Below are 20,492 nucleotides of genomic sequence, written 5' to 3' on the forward strand. Positions count from 1 at the left end.
CTCTCATCCCATCATACCTTATTTCTTGCTATCTCTTCCACTAATTCGGATAAAAGCGTCCATCTCTCCATCGCTGCTTCCAATTGTGCGGTGGCTTGCTGCTCTTCCTTATATAATCGCTCAATCCGTTCAAAGTCACTTCCAGCTGTTTCAATCTCATGCTTCAGGCCAGTGATTTGAGCTTCGATCGCTTCAATTCTTGCTTCGATTTCGTCCCATTCCTTTTGCTCCTTGAAGGTGAGCTTCTTGGTGCGGTTGGCTGAGGAGTCAATGTTTGCTTCCTCGTTGGACGGTTTGGCTGCTGGGGAAGTCACCGGTGAGTCCTTAGCAGAAACCTTGGCTGACTGATCTTGATTATCCTGCTGCTTCTTGATTTCCAGGTAATCCGAGTAATTGCCGATAAAAGGCACAATGCGTCCATTTCCTTCAAAAGCAAACAAATGCGTGGCCGTGCGATCTAAAAAGTATCGATCATGCGACACCGTAATGACTGCACCCGGAAACTGCTCGAGATAATCCTCGAGAATGGAGAGCGTCTGGATGTCCAGATCGTTCGTCGGCTCATCCAGCAGCAGCACGTTGGGCTCCCCCATCAGCGTGCGAAGCAGATACAGTCTGCGCCTCTCGCCTCCGGACAGCTTGCCGATGGGAGACCACTGCAGATTCGGCGAAAAAAGGAATCGCTCGAGCATAGCTCCGGCTGTAATCGTCTCGCCATCCGCAGTACGGATCAGCTCCGCCGCTTCCTTGATGTACTCGATCACGCGCATGCTCTCGTCCATCTCGGCGTTCTCTTGTGTATAGTAGGCAAGCTTCACGGTTTGCCCGGTCTCGATCGTGCCGCTGCTCGGCTGGATGCGGCCGGCGAGCATATTCAGCAGCGTCGATTTGCCGCTGCCGTTGGGGCCGATGATGCCGAGGCGGTCGCCCGGCATCACGATGTAGCTGAAGTCGCGGATCAGCGGCTGCCCGTCGTCGTAGGCTTTGGACACGTGACCCAGCTCGAGCACTTTCTTGCCGAGACGGCTGCCCGCCAGCGCCATGTCCAGCTTGTCGGCCGCGCCCTCGACCTTGCGGTCGCGGAGCTCCTCGGCGCGGTCGACCCGCGCCTTCTGCTTCGTCGTGCGCGCCTTCGCGCCGCGGCGCAGCCAGGCCAGCTCGCGGCGGAGCAGATTTTGCCGCTTGTCTTCGCTGGCGGATTCGGATTCCATCCGCTCGGCTTTTTTCTCGAGGAAGGCCTCGTAGTTGCCTTCATAGCTGTAGATCCGGCCCCGGTCCAGTTCGAGAATGCGGTTGGTCACCCGCTCGAGGAAGTACCGGTCATGGGTCACGAGCAGCAAGGCGCCCTTCCACTTGCTGAGGAAATCCTCGAGCCACTCGACCGTCTCGTTGTCAATGTGGTTCGTGGGCTCATCGAGGATGAGCAGGTCCGCGGGCTGGATCAGCACGCGGGCCATCGCCACGCGCTTGCGCTGTCCGCCGGACAGCTGGCCCACGGGCTTCTCGAAGTCCGTGATGCCCAGCCGCGTGAGCACGGTCTTGGCGACCGTGCCGGCTTCCCAGGCATCGAGGTCGCTCATCCGCTGCTGGACGCTGAACAGCCGCGACTGCTTGGGCTCGCTGGAGGGATCCAGCTCCAGCTCGGCAAGGGCGCGCTCATGGTCGCGGAGCGTCCGCATGAGCGGGGTGTCGCCGTGGAACACCTGCTCAAGAACAGTGGAGTTCTCTTCGAACTCCGGGTTCTGCGGCAGGTATTCCACGCGAAAGTGGTTCGCGTGCACGAGCTTGCCGCGATCCGCCTGCTCCAGCCCCGCGAGCAGCTTCAGCAGCGTGGACTTGCCTGTACCGTTCACGCCGATCAGTCCGATGCGCTGCTTTTCGTTCAGCGTGAACGAGATATCATCGAAAAGCACCTTTTCGCCATAGCTTTTGGCTATGCCTACAGCGCTGAGTATGTTCATTGTTTCATTCCTCTCCTTGCTTTAACATCGCTTCAAGCCAAAACGGCCTGCCTGCTCGCGGCGTTAAGCCGGATCAACGATATAGGCTGCCAGCAAGGCAGCGGTATTTACAACTGCGTTGATATGCGTTCGTTCCATACTATGCGAAGCGTGAACGCCCGGGCCCATCAAACAGCCTCGAATATCATGGCCGCCGCGGAGCGCGGCAGATACGTCCGAGCCGTATTTGGGGTAAATGTCAACGGCATAGCCAATGTTCAGCTCCTTGGCATGCTCAATCATTTTGGATGTCATGTGGTAATCGTAAGGACCAGACGAATCCTTGGCACAGATCGAAACCTTGTGCTCATTGCCGCTTAAATCATCGCCAAGCGCACCCATATCCACGGCAATCAAATCCGTAATCTCTTCGGGAATATAGGAAGAGCCATGCCCTACTTCTTCATATGTGGAGATGAACAGCTTGACGGTATGCTTGGGTCTGAGGTTTTGGCTGACCACAAGCTCGAGCAGGCCGAATATGGCCGCTACACTTGCTTTGTCATCCAGATGTCTGGATTTGATATAGCCGTTGTCCAGGATTCGAACACGTGGATCAAAGGATACATAATCCCCAACGCCAATACCGAGCGCCTCTGTCTCCTCTTTGGAGTTGACAAGTTCGTCGATACGAATTTCCATATTCACTTCATCGCGTTTCAATTCTCTCGCATCTTCATAAACGTGTGTAGAAGGATGTATGGTGAGGATCGTCCCCTCATAAACCCTGCCATCCCGGGTATGTATGCGACAGTACTCATTCTCAATTGCACCCATCATAAATCCGCCTAATGAAGTTATGCGCAAATAACCGTTGCTTTTGATTGAACGAACCATGGCACCCAGAGTGTCGACATGAGCGGATATCCCAATTACGCGATCCGAATCAACACCCGGTATCGTGACAATACCGCAGCCTTTGTTGGTATAGGCTATCTCAAACCCCAGCTTCTTAAACTCCGCTTCCACTTTACTCATAATGTGATGCGTGTAGCCTGTGGGGCTCGGAGAATTGAGCAGCATGTCGAGAATCTCCAGGGTATAGTCTTTGTTGATTTTTGTTTTCAATTAAGACACTTCCTCTCGGCTTATAATGGCACCTAAATATGCAAAAAACAGTGCAGTCTCTCATAAGAATCTACACTGTCTGCATTCAACTCGATTTTCAAACCGGACTAGCTTTCAAAGTCCACACTTACCGATCTACCGTCGAGCACCCTGCTCATATGGGATTTGACTTCTTCGTGCAGAGGATGCACGTCATAGATCTGGATGTCTTCGAGTTTGTTAAACTTCGCGATCAAAGCAATATCGTAAGAGCGCTCCAGATGTAAAACATCCTTGCCTACTTCCATATCCAGAAGGACGTCTATTTTCCCCTTCATGTTATTAAGTACCTGCATGGTAGCTTCAATGGCTTCCGGGCTGCGATCTTTAAGTTTGAATAAAACAACGTGTGTTATCATGAATAATCCTCCTATTTATAATCGAAATGATCCTTGCTTTATTGTCTCACGGTCTGATTGGACCATTCCTCAACATCCCAAACCTTGGTTACCCAGCCTTCATAAAATTCAGGTTCATGGCATACCAGGAGAACAGTTCCTTTGTATTCTATAAGAGCGCGCTGGAGTTCTTCTTTGGCAGCAACGTCCAGATGGTTCGTCGGCTCATCGAATAAAATCCAGTTGCTTTCTCTCATGAGCAGCTTACACAAGCGAACTTTCGCCTGCTCGCCACCGCTGAGCTTGTTCAGAGGACGAGTGATATGGTCATTCTTAAGACCGCAGCGTGCCAACGCGCCTCTAACTTCATTCTGAGTCATATGGGAAAATTCATTCCATACATCATCAATCGGTGTTATATTACCAGCCTTAACCTCCTGCTCGAAGTAAGCTGGAAATAAGTAATCCCCTCGGAAGGACTTACCGCTGTACGGTTCGATTTTGCCGATGATCGTCTTCAGGAGAGTCGATTTACCTACTCCGTTACATCCCACAATTGCAATTTTATCACCGCGTTCGATGGTCACATTCATCTTGGGCAAGAGTGCGGAGCTGTAGCCGATCTCCATATTCTCCGCTTCAAACACAACTTTACCGCTGGCTCTTGCTTCCTTAAACACGAAGGTCGGCTTGAGCGCGGTCTCCGGCCGATCAATTCTTTCAATGCGATCCAGCTGCTTTTCACGGCTCTTCGCCCGACCAGATGTGGAAGCGCGCGCCTTGTTGCGTTGAATGAAGTCTTCCTGCTGCTTGATAAAATCCTTCTGCTTTTCATACGCATCCAGATGCTGAGCTTTATTCATTTCCGCCATGGCGAGGAATTTCTCATAATTCGCCGTGTAGCGGGTTAGCTTGGTAAATTCCAAATGATAAATAACGTTGACTACTTCATTCATAAAATCCGTATCATGGGAAATGAGCAGAAACGCATAGGGATAGTCTTTCAGGTAATTTTTCAGCCATTCAATGTGCTCTACGTCCAAATAGTTGGTAGGCTCATCGAGCAGCAGCACGGTCGGTTTTTCCAGAAGCAGCTTGGCGAGCAGTACCTTGGTCCGCTGTCCGCCACTTAGGGAAGCTACATCCCGATCCAGGCCGATGGCGCTTAAGCCAAGTCCTTGGGCCATTTCCTCAACCTTGACATCCAGCAGATAAAAGCCGCTGTTTTCCAAACGGTCTTGAATTTCGCCCATTTGCTCCAGCAGAACTTCCAGCTCTTCCGGTGTAGCGTCACCCATCTTGTCCGTGATCGCCATCATGTCCTTCTCCTGCTCGTAAAGCGGCAGAAAAGCATCCTGCAAAATATGGCGGATCGTTTTCCCCGGTGTCAGCTTCGTATGCTGATCCAAATATCCGTAATTCACCCGCGGGGTCCATTCAACTTTACCTGAATCCTTCAAAAGCTGTCCTGTCAATATATTCATCATGGTGGATTTGCCCACCCCATTAGCTCCAACCAAACCTACACGATCCCCATCCAGCAGGCGGAATGATACATTTTTGAATAACAATCGATCCCCAAAGCTGTGGCTTAAATCCTCAACCGTCAACAAACTCATAGCTTCAACACGAACTCCCGTCTATTAAAAGATAAACGCCTTGCGGCGACTTCTTATTATACCATTACTGCACAGGCGGAGGAAATAGAAAATTGAGAAATAGGCGATAAAATGGGGAAATTTACTCGATTTGCACAAATCGCCAGAGTGCTTCAGTCCCCTTGGAAATGCCGATTCTTGCCGTTTTTTCAATGGTTTTATAGGTACGGTTCATTTCAAGATACAGCTTTCGGTCTGATGGCTGCAGCAAATCGTAGCCGTTCATGCTCAAATCCACATTTAACGCTTGGGCCAGCTTGCCTGGACCATTCATCAAATTACGATCAGTTGCGCCAAGCCGATTTCCGCGTATAAGCTCGATGCCTTCCAATGGTTTCCCGGCACGAAGCAGCACAGCTCCAACCTCACCGGGTCTGTGCGCGATGATATTCATGCAATAATGCATGCCATAGATAAAATATACATATAGACGCCCTACATCAGAGAACATCAATTGATTGCGAGGCGTAACCCCTCGATAGGCATGGCTGGCCGGATCGTCACTGCCTCTGTAGGCTTCTGTTTCTGTAATTTGAATTCGGATTGTTCCATGCGGCGTCTCTCTGATGAGATGGCATCCGATCAGCTTTTCCGCCGCCTGGACGGTGTCTTGTTCCAAGAAGTTTTTATCCATAAGTTCACCCTATCATTGAAACCAATAGTAAAATGCACCATTCATTATACAATGATTTTATCGTATTCTATTGACAAGCGAAAGACCGTCTAAATCGCATTGAAACGATAGACGGTCTTCCGAGTTTAACTTATAAATTAACGGACTTCATGGAAGCTTCAGGATAACGGAGACCGGATGCTGCACCTACAGGTGCGACCTCATTAATCCGAGCCAAGTCTGCTTTAGTCAGTTCAACTTGCAGCGCAAGAACATTCTCTTCGAGGTACTTTCTTCTTTTTGTTCCTGGGATCGGTACGAGATCCTCGCCTTGAGCCAATAACCAGGCAAGCGCCAATTGAGACGGCTCGCAGCCTTTTTCCCTGGCGATTTCTTCAATTCGCTTAACCAGATCCAGATTTTTTTGAAAGTTCTCACCTTGGAAACGCGGGGAAAAGCGGCGATAATCGTCTTCGGCCAGATCCTCGAACTTTTGAAATTGTCCCGTTAAAAAGCCTCTTCCCAGAGGGCTGTATGGAACAAAGCCGATCCCCAACTCCCGAACCGTCGGCAGAATTTCATCCTCGACATCACGGCTCCAAAGGGAATATTCCGTTTGTAAGGCAGCGATCGGATGGACCGCATGGGCTTTGCGAATGCTAGCAGCAGCGGCCTCGGATAAGCCCAGATAACGAACCTTTCCTTCGCGAACAAGATCAGCCATGGCGCCAACAGTTTCTTCAATGGGAGTATTGGCGTCAACACGATGCTGGTAATAGAGATCAATGTGATCAACACCCAGACGGCGAAGGCTCGCTTCACAGGCTGATTTTACATATTCCGGACGGCCATTCACTCCGAGAAATGCACCGTCTTCCCCTCTTACATTGCCAAACTTGGTGGCCAATACGACTTCGTGACGCCGCCCTTTGATAGCGCGACCGACCAGCTCTTCATTTTTGCCGACGCCATACATGTCCGCCGTATCCAGAAAATTAACACCTAATTCAAGCGCACGGTGAATAGTGCGAATGGATTCATCTTCATCTCTTCCGCTATAGAAGTCCGACATGCCCATACAGCCTAATCCAAGTGCCGACACTTCGAGTTCTTTACCCAGTTTTCTTTTTTGCATGGTCCATCCTCCTTGAATTTTAAGAGATAACAGGAAACCAACAAATGTAACTTAACCTCACGTTAATTATAGGTTAGGAATTGAAGGCAATGCAAATTTGCAAGAATGGAACTCAAAATAATGTTGTTTATTACTGGGTGATATTAACTTTAGATTCTTTCCATGCAACTTTACTTTTCAAGTGAAGAACGATTTGGGCCATGTAATAAGAGAGTATCGCTCCCAGTGAGTCAATAATGACATCATATAGACGATATAGACGTCCGTCACGATTAAAATAAAGCTGTAAAATTTCTGTTGCAGCTGCAAAAAGGAATGTCATAAGTAAAGCATATTTATGCTTCCTAAATACATTTAAGAAAAGGATATCCATGACCCCGAAACCTGCGAAGTGACCGAATTTAACGAGAACCCATTTTGGGTGTATTTGGGTCAAATCAAATGCAAAGAAATCCGAATAATCTGGATGTGAGTTAAAGATAAATTGCATTGTATGAGTACTCAGAAGAGCTTCGAGATTAATACTGCATGTCAGGATACCGAGAATGATCGCCCAAAAAAACATAAAGAGCAGTCGAAATGTCATTTTCATAATTGTCACCCTCTTGAATAATTGGAGTGACTTAAGTTTAGTACTGGTAGCTGAATATCACCTGATAATAAGCTGAAATGTGGCTAAAAAATTCGAAATGTGATAGGCCACAACCGCTCGGTCAAATACATCAGCATATTCATCAGGAAGAAGTGTCGCAATAGAAGCCGATGCCAGGGATAATGCGCAAAAGCTGCACATCCTAAACACACAACGTTCAGGAAGTGAAGTGCGCTCGATGCGTCTTCAAAAGTGGCTCTCTGTCCTCTTAGGGCTCTCCTTGATCGCCAGCACCGGCTGCGGCACGCTTGTATGCCCGTCCCCCAAATCGTCGTCGTCCTCATTGTCCTCCAGTGCTAACGAGCTCCTTTATTAACCCGACATTTCCGATTTTTTCAATTGTTTTTTAACCTATCCTTTCAAATAAAAATCAAATCAAAATAAAATAGAAATCAAATTGTTTTCCAACAACCATTTAATTTTTGAATGCCATAATAAGCGATGTAAGAAGCAAAATACACTGAGGAGTGAAAAATATGAACAAGATTAAGAAAGTAGTATGTGGAGTATCTTTAGTAACGGTAATGTCGCTTGCTTCTATATCATCAGCTTTTGCAGCCGACATTAATCCTATGACTCAAGCTAATGCGTCACTGGGATCCGGCGGCCAGGCATCCAACGCTCGGTCTGGACCGGCCTCAGGTGGAGCATCCGGCACGATCGACAGTGTGTCCACGTCGGGCTTCACAATGACGACATCAGCGGGTGTTAAGGTGACCGTCAACGTGGCGTCCTCCACGACGTACAAGAAGTCACACAAAACCCGCACTGGCGAAGGAAGCGAACGAAAAGCGCCAAAACACGGCCACAAAACGAGTTCGACCTCGACGAATGCCGTAAAAACGGGCGAACGAGTCCTCGTACTTGGGACGACCAGCGCCAGTCTTTCGCCTACGACGAGTGGAAGCAGCAAATCGACCAGCGGAACGACCATCACGGCTACGCAGGTCATCGTGCAACCGAATGGCGGTGGACGATCTACGACTTCCTCGGGGGCAAGTGTGATCCCCTTCCAGCCCGGTCAACCGACCACGTCAAAGCAGGTCGGGCAGATCCCTGCAAACTACGTTGAGGGGTCGGGGACGATCGTCAGCGGAACGGCAGCGAATAAGGCGACGGAAGCTGCGCTGGCCGCCTACCCGGGCGGCGTCGTTGACCGTGTTGTGCAGCTGACCAACGGCGAGTATGAGGTTCACAACGTCGGCGTCAACTGGCCGCACCACATCTTCGTCAGCAAGGACTTCAAGGTCGTCGGCGCCAATTAACCTATAATAATTAAGCGTTGGATAAAATGTTACTTTTTATAAGCGTAATAAATGGATAGAGTCATCAGAAAGCATCTGATTCTCTATCCATTTTTCTTTCTTTTTTTTACAAATGCAATTTGTCTTGGTAATGTTCAAAGAGATTGTCACGCTAATGAGCTATCGTTCTCCGTTAGCCCATAATAAACATTTTTGTTGAGATTCCAAAACATGTTTAATTTTATCATTTAGATATATCGTTTTAATCATGTTCTTGGAACTGTGGTTTCTGCTTCAGGTGCTTCATTGCTGAAAAGCAAGTATAAACTCATTGGTATTGGTGTCATCGGCTTGGTATTGCTCATGTTGTTCTTGGAGCAATTGATTTGGTTGAGCATCGATAAGTTTGGTGAGATAAACTAGGAGGTATTTCTTTCCTCCCTCCTTGTTCTTCAATTTTCAAATGTATTCGTACACTACCTCGTCCTTGTCGTGCATTTGATGATCATTGGATATTTTTTTTTGCCCATGGAAACCCTACTTTCGTATAGAAAGGAGGATTCTTGTGGCTGAAAAAGATAAGCGTACAACTCCTGTGAATGCTGAAGTCGATTCCGCAGATGAATTTCAAAATGGGATCTATGAAAATGCTGACACAGATAGTGCCGAAGCTATGAATGAGTCTGGGATCGACTATATGTGGGGTAGTGATCAAGACGATTTGATCAAGGATCAGGAAAAGGGGGAGTAAACTCCTTTTCCTCGAACCTAACACAATGTTTAATGATTCATTTTCAGGAAATAACGGAAGCGACCGGCGTAACGAAGGCAACTCTACATCAGGCAATAAAAGATAGGCTACCGAGAATAATCTGCGGTAGCCTGTTGTGGTAATTTTATTAAGCTATTGTACCCGTCCCTCGGTTTTAAGGGGTTTTCTCACGTATGCTCACTCATTCGCAGGATTTCATCACCTTTGGATACAGTGATCGTTAGGGAAGTAAGCTGGTGAGAGCCCGCCGTTACATTTTTGGGCATGCGGGAATAGAAGAAATGGCTGGAGCATTTCCCCAAAGCCTTTTTTTCTACTGCACGCTTCCTCCACCATTTCCCTGGAAGTTCACCATCCCATGGCTCAACGGGTCTAGGCCCTTACATTCCATCGTCATACTTGTCCAAGGTGTGGAGACCGATAGCGTTTAGCGGATGGGTCTGTGCCCTTATCGGATACGAACTTGGTTCTCCGTGCTTTCTTTGTTTGAAATCCTGCGAATGAGTCAATCTACGTGGCTTTCAGATTTCTTATGCAGCGTCTGTAAAAACGGCACTCGCTTTTTCGGGAGAAAACGTTTCTCCTCGTTGGACGATGCCGATCAGTATCCGAGCCAGTTTTCCAAGCAGTTTAAATATCGACTGTTGTTTCTTCATTTTCTTGACTTGAACATTGTTTTCATGCATCTGTCGAAAGACGGGATTCGTTCCCACGAGGGTGATCGTAGCCAGATACATATATTTTCGCAGCTTCGCATCTCCCCGTTTGGAAAGCACGATCTGCCCCTTGCGCTTGCCAGACATGCTTTCGGCCAGATTTAAGCCCGCTTTACGCAATAACTGACGTCCATGGGCATACTGTTTGAGGTCGCCTGCACCGGAGAGAATGGCCGCGATGAAGATCGTGCCGAGGCCTTTGACCGACCGTAGTTGCTTGGCCATAGGAATTTCACCGAGAAGTGCCAACAGTTCCTGTTCCATCTTCTCTAGTGTTTCAACAATACGCTCATACTCTTCCAATAACCGTTCTAAATCCTGCTTCGCTTCACTCAGAGCTGTCGTGTCTCCGACACTCTTCTTCGCTTGAGCGATGAGTTGCGCTGCTTTTTCCATTCCGGTTGAACCACCCGCTCGCTGCATATGCTCTCTCCAACCGGTGATCACCTCCGATACGGATCGAGATTTTAGATCTAGCGGAGAAGGGAATTCTTTGAGCGTAGCCAAGGATCGTGGGCAGGTCCAATCCTTGAAAACCGACGTGTATTCGGGAAACCGAATGTCCAACCAACGGATGATCCGATTCTGCAATCGGACGCTATGAGTCACCCAAAATTCCCGATCACTCATAACCGTACGCAACCTTTGGAACACGTTTGCCTGTCGAGTGTAATCGTAGTAGTATCCTCGACAGACGACGTCTGCGATGACAAGCGCGTCCTTGGGATCACTCTTGGATGGACTGTTATCGCGGTTCTCCTTGTTTCGTTTGGTGGTGGCAGGGTTCACCATGACGACGTTAAGGCCTTTATTTGCAAGCCAATTCGCCAAGTTCCACCAATAGTGTCCGGTGGGTTCCATACCGATGATGACGGTCTTCAGTCGGTGCTTTTGTTGTAATTCATCCATCCAACGTTGTAATTTTTCATAGCCTTCAATTGCGTTTTTGAACGTGAGATGTCGCTTGGCAAGAACAATGCCTCGAAAGTTAGTGGCCTCTGCTACATGAATTTCCTTTGCCATGTCGATGCCTACAACGAGCTGAGTCGGGGAAATTCGTTCAATCCGTTGATTTTGTCCGTTGATTTGCTTAAACTTCATAATATGAGCGCCTCCTTTGATGGTGTTGGGTTACAAACCCGTCTACAAACCCATCATACCGAGGTGCTCCTTTTTTGACAAAGGCCATTTCTTAGACCTTACAGGAATGTTTAGCTCAATAATCAAACCAACAAAGTCCCGTTTATAGAACCAAATTGAACCTGTAACATTCATTTCCATCATCATCAATGAAACGTTCAACCATAGTGAAGCCAAGGCTTTCAAAAAGTCGACATGAGCGTTCATTAAAAGTGTAGATTCCGTTTGTGCTGATATTCTTCCGTCCCAGTTCCTTGGCACGATTAATAATCAATTGGATAACGCGTTTCCCTATTCCTTTTGAACGGTACTCAGGATTTCCTATAACGATCGGAACGCCTGATTCATGAAAAAGGGAAACATCACCAATGGGGAGCCATCCGTTCTTTGTATCAACCTCGATGATGTATACCTCAGCCTTGTTCAATAAGTAATTATACATTGCCTGGACCCTATCAGAATCATACTTTGTGGATGATTCCCCACCTTCAGAATAATAAAGGACTTCGGGGTCTAGGTACCATGGAATAGCAATCGCAACATCTTCAGGCATAATTATGGGACGTAATCGCAAATTATTATCCAACAGATTCACAAATATCCCGCCTCTACAAAAAGGGGTTTTCATCCATTTTAACACAATTTATTAATCATCGTTATTCAAGATAACTGCCCTTTACTTGAATAGGCAAAAGGAGGAGCTGCCAAGATGCAAGCTCCTCCACTATAGTTCTCCGTTAGCTGAGAAGGCTGTGTTAAACTCCATAGAAATAGATAGCCATCGGGCTACTTGAAAAGTTATGCTATTCTATACTATTTATTGCTTTTTGTATTTTTTCTCCATACTTCGTTTCGGTCAACTTTGAAGTTGCCGCATTGCTATAATAAAGAACTAAATAATTGCTTGGCTGATAAACGAATGGTGAATAGGAACTAAGAAGCTGTTGATGTTCATTAAAAAGATTATTTCCAAGTTCTCGCTTTTCTTTCGAACCAAAGTCATAGACCCTAATGATTTCATTGTTATCGAGTTTATAACTAAGGGGTTTAATGTCATTGAGTTGAGCTTCCTTGGGGAATCAAATTGAGTGATATTGATTCCTTCGGACTTAATAGCTTCGATTACGGAAGTATTCTTTTGTTGAGATGAACAAGCACTCAACCAAAACAAGCTTAAAAACGCGACGAATATAAATTTTCTCATGAAACTCCTCTTTCTTATTGTTGCATTGGTTAGACAAAGAAAAGTTTTGCGTATAAATCATCCTGGTCTTGGAGTTTTGTCCAAATCTCACTATGTACCAATCTGATCTTGTCGGCATCCTCACTGTCCTTGAGTAGTGTGATAATCCCCACCCCCTTTATTATATAAGACTGAGCAAACCGACAAAAGTTTCCTTTTACTAGGAAAATACAATACTCTACTGCCCGTTACTTCAATAAAAGGAACTGCCACAAAGTAAGCTCTTCCAGTATGTAACCGTCCCTCAATAATTTTCTTTAGAAATGAATTGAAATCCTAGGCCGAAGGAGGATTGTTTCTCGCTCCGCACGGAAGAACAATTTAAGCGACTCACAAACAAAAAACGCTCTCACCATTACGTGAGAGCGGTACTCTATTGCGACAAGAGTTGTTGAGCTACAATATAGCCCGACCCTCCATTCACCCCATGACCTGGCCAGGTCGCGGCGCCGAGTATATACACATTCGGAACCGCCGACTGATGGCCTGGTTGTCCCGGTAGCGGGCTGAACAGGTAGCTTTGTGCCAGATCGTGCGCGCCGCCGTAGGGATCCCCCGGTCCCGCGTTCGGATTGAATCGGGCGATTGAGTTCGGTGTTACGACATGTTTTCCGATCACCGCGCTTGGAATGTTCGGAATATGTTTGCTCACAACATTCAGCACGCGTTCTGTAAAACGCTCCGTGAGATCATGCGTCCAAATGCCATCCCCCACATCGATCTGGCCGGCAGCATCCCCGCGCGGACGGGTTGGCACTTCAAGCACTTGGATGCGCATGATCGCCTTGCCTGCGGGCGCACGAGTGGGATCGAGGTTAGTCGAACAGTCGACGGTAAAGGTCGGCTTCGACGGTAGCAAATCGACCATCCCCTGTGCAATCGCCAAAGTAAATCCGTCCAGCCCATCTGTCAGGTGAGGCTGACCGACTCGGTTAAAGCGTGCATCCGGCCAGCGTGGCGGCTCGTTGAGTGCCAGATGGATCTGCACGCAGCCGCGTCCGTATCGATACTGTTTTGCTTGGGCACGCAGCGTCGGGGAGATGTCGCTATCGGCGAGCAGCGTGAGATACAATTGATCCGGTGTGGTCGAGGCCACGACTGCCTGCTTGGCAAGGTATTTTTTACCCATTGCTGTACGGACGCCAACAGCACGACCGTTCTCCACTAAGATGCGCTCGACCTGCGAGTGCGTGAGAATCTCTCCTCCCTGATCCATCACCAATTGTGCCAATGCCTGAACCAGTTTTTCACTTCCGCCTACCGGAATCGGCATCCCGCCGCTCATAAGTGCCATCACGGTGAGCGGGACCCAAATTCCGCTTCCGACTTCATCCGGTGTGCGGCCAAGATGGGTGACCCAAGAGGCTAACATACCCCGCATCACAGGAGACTGGAGGGAGTTTACCGCATGACGAGCAGTCGTAAACAACGACCCCGCAAACGACGAATAGCCGGTGCGACCCTCTTCGTGAAGTAAGCGCTTGAGGATGGGGGCGGCTTCCAGGCTGGAAAGATCCATGGCAAACAGGCCGAACACATCGTTGACATAAGGATTTAACTGTTCAAAGATGCTTGCCAAAGCAGTGCCGTCTCCAGGAGCCAAACGTTCCGCCTCAGCGATGAGGTCCTCAAAGGAGCGGGGTAGTACGGCCGTGCGCCCATCTTCCATAGAAACGCCGGTCGGCAGGTCCGTATTCACATAGCGCAGCCCGCGAGCTTCCAAGGCCTCCCGCAGCTCGGCATAAGCCGGTCCCGTCGTAAAGAGCGGATGAGCGGCCGCATACACATCATGTTTGAATCCCGGGAGCGTGAGTTCCTCGGTGCGTACGAAGCCGCCCGGGCGATCGTTTTTCTCCAAGACAAGTACGCTGCGACCCGCGCGCGTTAAGTAGGCAGCGGTTATCAAGGCATTGTGCCCGCTACCGATAATCACTATATCGAAAGTTTCCATCGTATCTCTCCTTATATGATGAGGTATCCGTAGAAAGATATTCGATTGGTTTATGTCTGATTACAAAAAAAAATTTTGAACGCCAGGTTCTTGCTTCCGGTCTGACTCCCAACGCCATCGCCCCCACGGACCCGCTACCAAGAAGCATCTTCAGACCTCCTTTAAACACCAGGTACAAGACGTAATCCAACTATCGTACCCGTTAGTTCAACAAGCTGCCGGCATAGTGTCGGCAGCTTGTGACATGGTGTTATCGTAATCGTTTGTGCAATGCGGTTACGTTGTGTTATTTGTCTAAGGATACGGCTATTCATATGATTCTATTTCCGACTCAACCCAGACTGCCGCGGCAGTCTGTCAATTTCATTATCGTTCTCCGTTACTCAACAAAATATTTGGCCGACAACGTGCTTTGGCCCATCCACCGACATAACAGTCGCTGATAACAATTGAGATGATGCTTTCTAAGAAATTGGAAGGATCAAACCATCTGCATTAATTATGGTTAGAACGATGATTAACACAGTAAAAACGATGGCCGGTGCCGTTTTGCTGATTGGATCTTTGACTCTGAAATGCGCGAGACACGCCAATAACATCGTGATTCCAAGCCAAATGCCAGCCCATGCGACCGCCCCTACATACCAGTAGCCGATGATGAGCAATGCTGCTCCGATTAACTGGACGACACCTGTGACGACACGAAACCACTGCGGCAGACCAAGATTCTTAAAAATATCAGCCCAGTATTTGGCCCCTGCGATCTTAGCGCCCCCTGAAAAGGCATAGTATAAGACCAGCAAACTTTGAAGAACAATGGAAAATACAGTCATTTGGATTTCCTCCCTTTATTTTAAGTAACATAAATTTCCTATTACCATTCTTCAAACCTATATTGATTACTAACGACCTTTTGTGAGGATACGGAACGTGATGCCGAATTTATCCGTAACATTGCCGTATGCGGGGCTGAAGAAATTTGCCTGCAGGGGATCGTTCACTTGACCGCCTTCCTTTAATGCATCAAAATATTGGAGAGCCTTATCTTTGTCGTTGGTTTGAACCACGATGGTGATTTGCGTTCCCTTCTCGTAGGTGCTTCCAGTAACATGATCGGTAATCTGTAGTTCCGAATCGCCGATTTTCAAGATGGCATAATTAACCCAGTCCTCCTTTTCCAGAGGCAGTGGAGCCTCCGGATCTTCCGGCATGTCTCCAAATCGCAGCATATAGGCGACCTTGGCATCCAGTGCCTTCACGTAAAAATCTATTGCTTCCTGGGCACTTCTGTTCATTTCAAGAAAAGGGATCAAACTCGTAGACACAATAATCAACTCCTTAGTTTATATGTTCTTTCCGGGACACCTTCGGTATTCTTCGTATGATCCGGTTTCCCTTGTCACTAACTATGTCGTAAGTCAGCGAGGAAACGTGACGGATACGGGTGAAAAAATTTTTAGGATGAGTAAAATGCAGGTCTCGTACATCTCCACTGTCACGTTTGTTGTGTTTCGTACGACATATAAGTAAAAGGAACCGAAGGAAGGAATGTGATATATGGATCATAATTGGCTTGCCGAACAATTCGAGGCGCATCGGAATCACTTGCAAACGGTGGCTTACCGGATGCTCGGATCTTTAAGCGAAGCGGATGATGCCGTACAGGAGTCATGGATACGTCTTAGCCGCACCGATACTAGCGAGGTCGAGAATATGGGGGGATGGCTGACAACGATAGTCTCGAGGGTTTGTCTGGATATGCTGCGAACTCGCAAATCGCGGCGTGAGGAGCTTACGCTGATGAGTGTACCTGAACCGGTGAATAGCGGTCTGGACGGAAGCGATCCCGAGCATGAAACATTGTTGGCCGACTCTGTCGGTCTTGCGATGCTGATGGTCCTTGGAAATTTGAATCCCTCCGAACGCATTGCATTCGTATTGCACGATATTTTTGCCTTGTCGTTCTCGGAGATCGCCCCGATTATAGGGCGTAACGAGGCTGCAGCCAGACAGCTTGCGAGCCGTGCACGCCGTCGGGTTCAGGGGGCGAAAGCAACTGCTGAATCGGAGGAGTTCAAGCGAAAACGGGAGCTTGTAGATGCTTTCCTAGCTGCGTCGCGTTCTGGAGACTTTGAGAAGCTTCTTGCGGTATTAGATCCCGATGTTGTGCTCCGACAAGACCCTGCATTTCCACCGGTCGCAGCATGGCCAGTTGTTCACGGTGCGGAAGCTGTGGCCAAGGGCTTCGCTGGTCGTGCCCAGGGTGCACGGCCGGTGCTCGTGAATGGATCTGTTGGCGTGGTCGTTGCTCCTCGCGGTCAAATGCTTTTCGTACTCGAACTCAAGATTGTGGATGGCAAGATCACCGAGATCGACATGATTGCCGATCAAGAGCGGATTCGCCAGCTCGACTTAGCAGAAATGAAAGATTGATGGGTCAGCTTCAAAGAGCAGTTACAATAAATTTGAAACACATTGTCTGCGAAAGTGCGTTTTGTACTTTGTTCAAGACCCCATAAAGCTCACTCATATGCTTTACATGAGCCTTTCCCCAGGTACAGATAGCAAGCAATATAGAGTGTATACTTTGACCATACTCTGTAATATAATATTCAACTTTAGGAGGAATTTGATGATATATTTCCCGATGAACAATATCATGGTGCTCTAAATCCCTTAATTGAGCGGTAAGACATGAAGATTCATCGGTAGTATCTCTCGATAAGCTATATAAGTTGAACTAAAGTGACTGTATTATTGGAAGGATTTACGAGTGCCACTCGTCGAATAAGTAAAGACCACTTAAACGGACGGGTGATGTTATGGAAACATTGTCTATGATTGAAAAACTACAAGAGGTTGAGAAGCGTCTTAAGCATGAGAAAAGCCGACGGATGTATGAGCGTTATCAGACTGTGCGCCTTCATCTTCTTGGGAAAGACAATGCCGAAATTGCGATTAGCATCGGGAGAAAGGAAAGTACCGTAATCGCCTATCTCCGGAAATATCGTAAGAACGGTCTGGATAGTTTACAAATGAAATTCTCTCCAGGTCCACCTGAACAACTTACCCAAGAGCAACAGGAGCAACTAAAGAAGACGATCCTGGACTCCCTTCCTCATGAAGTTGGATTCACAGTGAAGTTTAACTGGACGCTGCATATCATTGGAGAATACATCAAACGTGAATTTGGAAAAAGTTATTCCATTCGCGGCGTCTCTAAGCTCATGCACCGTATGGAACTCAGCTACACCAAACCAACTTACACCTTGGCTGCCGCTGACGAAGAAAAGCAAAGAGAATCAGAATGTAGCGTCATTAGTTCAACTTATATAGATAAAGCAGTAACAGAAAAATAAAAAGAAAGAAACGAAGGCATGACGTCTTCGTTTCTTTCTTATTTCAGAACCTATTTAAAATTTCTCTTCACAGGGGGGTTCCAACTAATCTGCCCGTTAGTGGAGTGAAGGGCTACCAAGCGGCAGACTCGGACGCGAAAATAAAGTCCTAGACTGCCGCTGGTTAAGCTTGTTCGCATGTATTAATGGATTGCGAATATAGTGGATAGAGAATGATAATTTTACTGGAGATGTATCGAAATGCAAAAACAATCTTTTGTACGTGGTACGGTTATATTAGCAACAGCGGCTTTTATCACAAGAATACTGGTTTTCGTCAATGGAATCATTTTATCCCGATTATTAGGCACAGAGGGTATCGGATTGCTGATGATGGCTCATCCGCTTGTTCCACTTGTTATTACTTTAACGGAATTAGGACTGCCTGTGGCCATATCCAAGCTTGTCTCCGAAGCAGATGCACAAGGTAATCCATTGAAAGTGAAACGAATCCTGGTCGTTTCTCTTATCGTTACAGGCACTCTTAGTGTTATTCTAACCCTTATCTCATTCTTTTGTTCTAAGATGATTGCATCTGTGTTTTTGCCTGATCAAAGGGCCTATTATTCTATGATTGCCATTACGCCAATCGCGCCAATTATAGCCATATCCGCGGTATTGAAGGGTTATTTCCGCGGAAAACAGAATATGAAACCACTCGCTTTTTCTGAAGTCATTGAGCATTTGGTACAGATCATATTTATCTTCGTTATGGTTCGTTTTCTATTGCCGTATGGCATTGAATATGCAACAGCGGGCGCAATGATCAGTGTCGTTATCGGTGAAGGAGCGGGACTACTCTGTGTGTACTCAATGTTTAGATTGTATAACAAGAAAATCGGGATCAAGCACAAACTCTCTGACTCCCTGCTGCTGGGAAAACAAACGTTATTTGAATTATTACATATTGGATTGCCGACAATGGGAAACGGTGTTCTTCTTTCGATCTACAGTGCATTTCTACCGATGATTGTAACCAAAAGCATTGGACTCTCGGGAATCAGCACTGTAGCAGCGACAGAACAATATGGTTTATTGTTCGGCTATGCTTTCCCTTTATTATTTCTTCCAAATTTCATCACGCGATCGCTGTCCACGGCGCTGATTCCTGCCATAAGTGAAGCAATGGCTAATCATAACGGCATGCTGATGCATCGAAGAATGGATCAGGCCATGCAGATCGCTCTTTTTGTGGGAGCTCCTAGCACAGTTATTTTATATGTATGGGCTGTTCCGATAACAACCGTTATTTACCATTCTCCGGATGCTGGAGCTCTTTTGAAGATTTTAGCTCCCTTTTTCTTCTTGTATTATTTTGAGTCTCCATTATATGCGATATTATTAGGATTAGGTAAGGCTGCTGCAGTAATGTGGAATAATATCATCGCAAACCTCTGTGAGGTAGTTGCCATTATTATACTTGGTTCTAAATTTGGCGTTCACGGAGTTGCAATAGGCCTCGCTTTCGGCATGTTTGTATTGACCCTTCTGAATTTCTCTTCAATTTCAAGCATTATTGGATTTTATGTGGATATGCGGAACATTATGAAAGCGGCATTTGGTGTGTTAATCATGACAATCTGCGGGATTTCTGCTTTTTCATTCATGGAGCATACCGGGTACGGTCTAACGTGGAATGTGTTGGGGACGATTTGTCTGTCAATTCTAGTTTATGTGATGTCACTCAAACTAACCAAGGTGATTAAACTTACTTAATCCCCAAATACTCCTTAATCCCATCCATCATAGCTGCTGCTATTTTGTCTTGATTATTACTCATAAAAAGCGCCTTTTCCTCCGCAGCATTGGACAAAAAACCCACCTCTACCAAGGCAGCAGGCATAATCGTATTCTTGATTACCCGAAAATTTTCATAATCAACATGAAGGTCTGGAAAGCCTGTAGCTTTCAGCACATGCTTATGAACGATTTGTGCGAAAAACATACTGCTTTCTCGATAAAAAAAGGTTTCCGTGCCTTTTGTCATGGAGTTTCTAACCATATTGGCGTGAATGGAAAGATATAGATCGGCTGAAAGTTGATTGGCCATTATGATCCGATCATTAAGTGGAATAAATGTATCGTCAGTTCTCGTTAAATAGACTGTGACCGCAGGTTCCAAGTCCATGAGTCTTTTGACTTTAAGTGCTGTGGATAAGGTGAAATCCTTTTCAAGTCGGCCACTAATACCCACTGTACCTACATCAGCACCTCCGTGTCCGGGATCAATAACAATTTTATATAAAGGATGCGAATCACCGACCAATTCAATAGTGATTTGCTTTTTTTCCACATTTTGTTTCGGAACACATGTATTTCCTTTAGGGGATTCTTCTGCATTAACCTTAGCTCCGTTAAAATAAATTTGTGGAGCTTTAGTGCTTCTTGAAATATCAGACTGTAAAAATATAAGAAAAAGAAAGAAACTAAGGAATGTAGTCTTTTTTATCATTCAGAGTTACCCACCCTTTTACTGATAACAAATCCGGCAAAGGTTCCTAAGACCTAGACAAGATTTGTCGGAA

At 46.9% G+C, this 20,492-nt stretch carries 18 protein-coding genes and 2 pseudogenes; 6 read left to right on the top strand and 14 right to left on the bottom strand.

The features are described 5' to 3' along the window. Nucleotides 1-11: 11 nt before the first annotated feature. From BLV33_RS05470 to BLV33_RS05500, 7 genes are all read right to left on the bottom strand, one after another. Nucleotides 12-1,961 (bottom strand): ABC-F family ATP-binding cassette domain-containing protein, encoded by a 1,950-nt coding sequence (locus BLV33_RS05470; RefSeq protein ID WP_090789013.1) that lies wholly within the window; start codon nt 1,959-1,961, stop codon nt 12-14. A gap of 63 nt (nt 1,962-2,024) precedes the next feature. Further along, complete coding sequence (locus tag BLV33_RS05475) at nt 2,025-3,068, bottom strand: M42 family metallopeptidase (RefSeq protein ID WP_171909023.1); 1,044 nt, start codon at nt 3,066-3,068, stop codon at nt 2,025-2,027. 107 nt (nt 3,069-3,175) lie between these two features. Continuing rightward, nucleotides 3,176-3,466, bottom strand: a complete 291-nt coding sequence (locus BLV33_RS05480; protein ID WP_090789015.1) for a Dabb family protein — start codon at nt 3,464-3,466, stop codon at nt 3,176-3,178. A 38-nt stretch (nt 3,467-3,504) separates the two neighbouring features. Beyond that, the gene (locus tag BLV33_RS05485; protein WP_090789017.1) at nt 3,505-5,064 is read right to left on the bottom strand and encodes an ABC-F family ATP-binding cassette domain-containing protein; all 1,560 of its coding nucleotides are present in this window, start codon (nt 5,062-5,064) and stop codon (nt 3,505-3,507) included. A gap of 121 nt (nt 5,065-5,185) precedes the next feature. Continuing rightward, complete coding sequence (locus tag BLV33_RS05490; protein ID WP_090789019.1) at nt 5,186-5,737, bottom strand: DNA-3-methyladenine glycosylase; 552 nt, start codon at nt 5,735-5,737, stop codon at nt 5,186-5,188. Nucleotides 5,738-5,867: 130 nt separating this feature from the next. Then, nucleotides 5,868-6,851, bottom strand: coding sequence for an aldo/keto reductase (locus BLV33_RS05495; protein WP_090789022.1), 984 nt, complete (start codon nt 6,849-6,851; stop codon nt 5,868-5,870). Nucleotides 6,852-6,981: 130 nt separating this feature from the next. Then, nucleotides 6,982-7,443, bottom strand: a complete 462-nt coding sequence (locus BLV33_RS05500; RefSeq protein ID WP_090789024.1) for a VanZ family protein — start codon at nt 7,441-7,443, stop codon at nt 6,982-6,984. Nucleotides 7,444-7,979: 536 nt separating this feature from the next. Here BLV33_RS05500 and BLV33_RS05505 point away from each other — a divergent pair. The 3 genes and pseudogenes from BLV33_RS05505 (at nt 7,980) to BLV33_RS05515 (ending at nt 9,498) form a co-directional block, all read left to right on the top strand. Then, on the top strand, nt 7,980-8,768 hold the full coding sequence (locus BLV33_RS05505; protein ID WP_090789026.1) for a hypothetical protein: 789 nt from the start codon (nt 7,980-7,982) through the stop codon (nt 8,766-8,768). Nucleotides 8,769-8,999: 231 nt separating this feature from the next. Then, nucleotides 9,000-9,151: pseudogene (locus tag BLV33_RS29875) on the top strand (asparagine synthase). 161 nt (nt 9,152-9,312) lie between these two features. Further along, nucleotides 9,313-9,498, top strand: a complete 186-nt coding sequence (locus BLV33_RS05515; RefSeq protein ID WP_090789028.1) for a hypothetical protein — start codon at nt 9,313-9,315, stop codon at nt 9,496-9,498. Nucleotides 9,499-10,049: 551 nt separating this feature from the next. Here BLV33_RS05515 and BLV33_RS05520 read toward each other — a convergent pair. From BLV33_RS05520 to BLV33_RS05545, 5 genes are all read right to left on the bottom strand, one after another. Continuing rightward, nucleotides 10,050-11,336, bottom strand: coding sequence for an IS110 family RNA-guided transposase (locus BLV33_RS05520; protein ID WP_090789030.1), 1,287 nt, complete (start codon nt 11,334-11,336; stop codon nt 10,050-10,052). 142 nt (nt 11,337-11,478) lie between these two features. Next, entirely contained in the window at nt 11,479-11,970 is a 492-nt protein-coding gene (locus BLV33_RS05525) for a GNAT family N-acetyltransferase (RefSeq protein ID WP_171909024.1), read from the bottom strand. A 1,021-nt stretch (nt 11,971-12,991) separates the two neighbouring features. Then, the gene (locus BLV33_RS05535) at nt 12,992-14,569 is read right to left on the bottom strand and encodes a phytoene desaturase family protein (RefSeq protein ID WP_090789036.1); all 1,578 of its coding nucleotides are present in this window, start codon (nt 14,567-14,569) and stop codon (nt 12,992-12,994) included. 464 nt (nt 14,570-15,033) lie between these two features. After that, entirely contained in the window at nt 15,034-15,402 is a 369-nt protein-coding gene (locus BLV33_RS05540; RefSeq protein WP_090789038.1) for a DoxX family protein, read from the bottom strand. Between the two features lie 69 nt (nt 15,403-15,471). After that, nucleotides 15,472-15,894: a VOC family protein gene (locus BLV33_RS05545; RefSeq protein ID WP_090789039.1), complete on the bottom strand. Its 423-nt coding sequence runs from the start codon at nt 15,892-15,894 to the stop codon at nt 15,472-15,474. Nucleotides 15,895-16,126: 232 nt separating this feature from the next. Here BLV33_RS05545 and BLV33_RS05550 point away from each other — a divergent pair, with 232 nt between their 5' ends. Continuing rightward, a complete protein-coding gene (locus BLV33_RS05550; RefSeq protein ID WP_090789041.1) occupies nt 16,127-17,002 on the top strand; it encodes a sigma-70 family RNA polymerase sigma factor in 876 nt (291 codons plus the stop codon). A gap of 10 nt (nt 17,003-17,012) precedes the next feature. Here the strand turns inward: BLV33_RS05550 and BLV33_RS05555 are convergent. Further along, a pseudogene (locus tag BLV33_RS05555) lies at nt 17,013-17,255 on the bottom strand (winged helix-turn-helix transcriptional regulator); the annotation flags it as partial. Between the two features lie 151 nt (nt 17,256-17,406). Here BLV33_RS05555 and BLV33_RS05560 point away from each other — a divergent pair. Together BLV33_RS05560 and spoVB are read left to right on the top strand one after the other, a co-directional pair. After that, nucleotides 17,407-17,928, top strand: coding sequence for a winged helix-turn-helix domain-containing protein (locus BLV33_RS05560; protein WP_171909025.1), 522 nt, complete (start codon nt 17,407-17,409; stop codon nt 17,926-17,928). A gap of 240 nt (nt 17,929-18,168) precedes the next feature. Then, the gene (spoVB, locus tag BLV33_RS05565; protein WP_090789047.1) at nt 18,169-19,683 is read left to right on the top strand and encodes a stage V sporulation protein B; all 1,515 of its coding nucleotides are present in this window, start codon (nt 18,169-18,171) and stop codon (nt 19,681-19,683) included. Here the strand turns inward: spoVB and BLV33_RS05570 are convergent. Next, entirely contained in the window at nt 19,676-20,419 is a 744-nt protein-coding gene (locus BLV33_RS05570) for an N-acetylmuramoyl-L-alanine amidase family protein (RefSeq protein ID WP_090789049.1), read from the bottom strand. The two genes, spoVB and BLV33_RS05570, sit on opposite strands and share 8 nt — an antisense overlap. Nucleotides 20,420-20,492 lie beyond the last annotated feature (73 nt).

Source organism: Paenibacillus sp. GP183 (genome assembly GCF_900104695.1).
Taxonomy (GTDB): Bacteria; Bacillota; Bacilli; order Paenibacillales; family NBRC-103111; genus Paenibacillus_AI.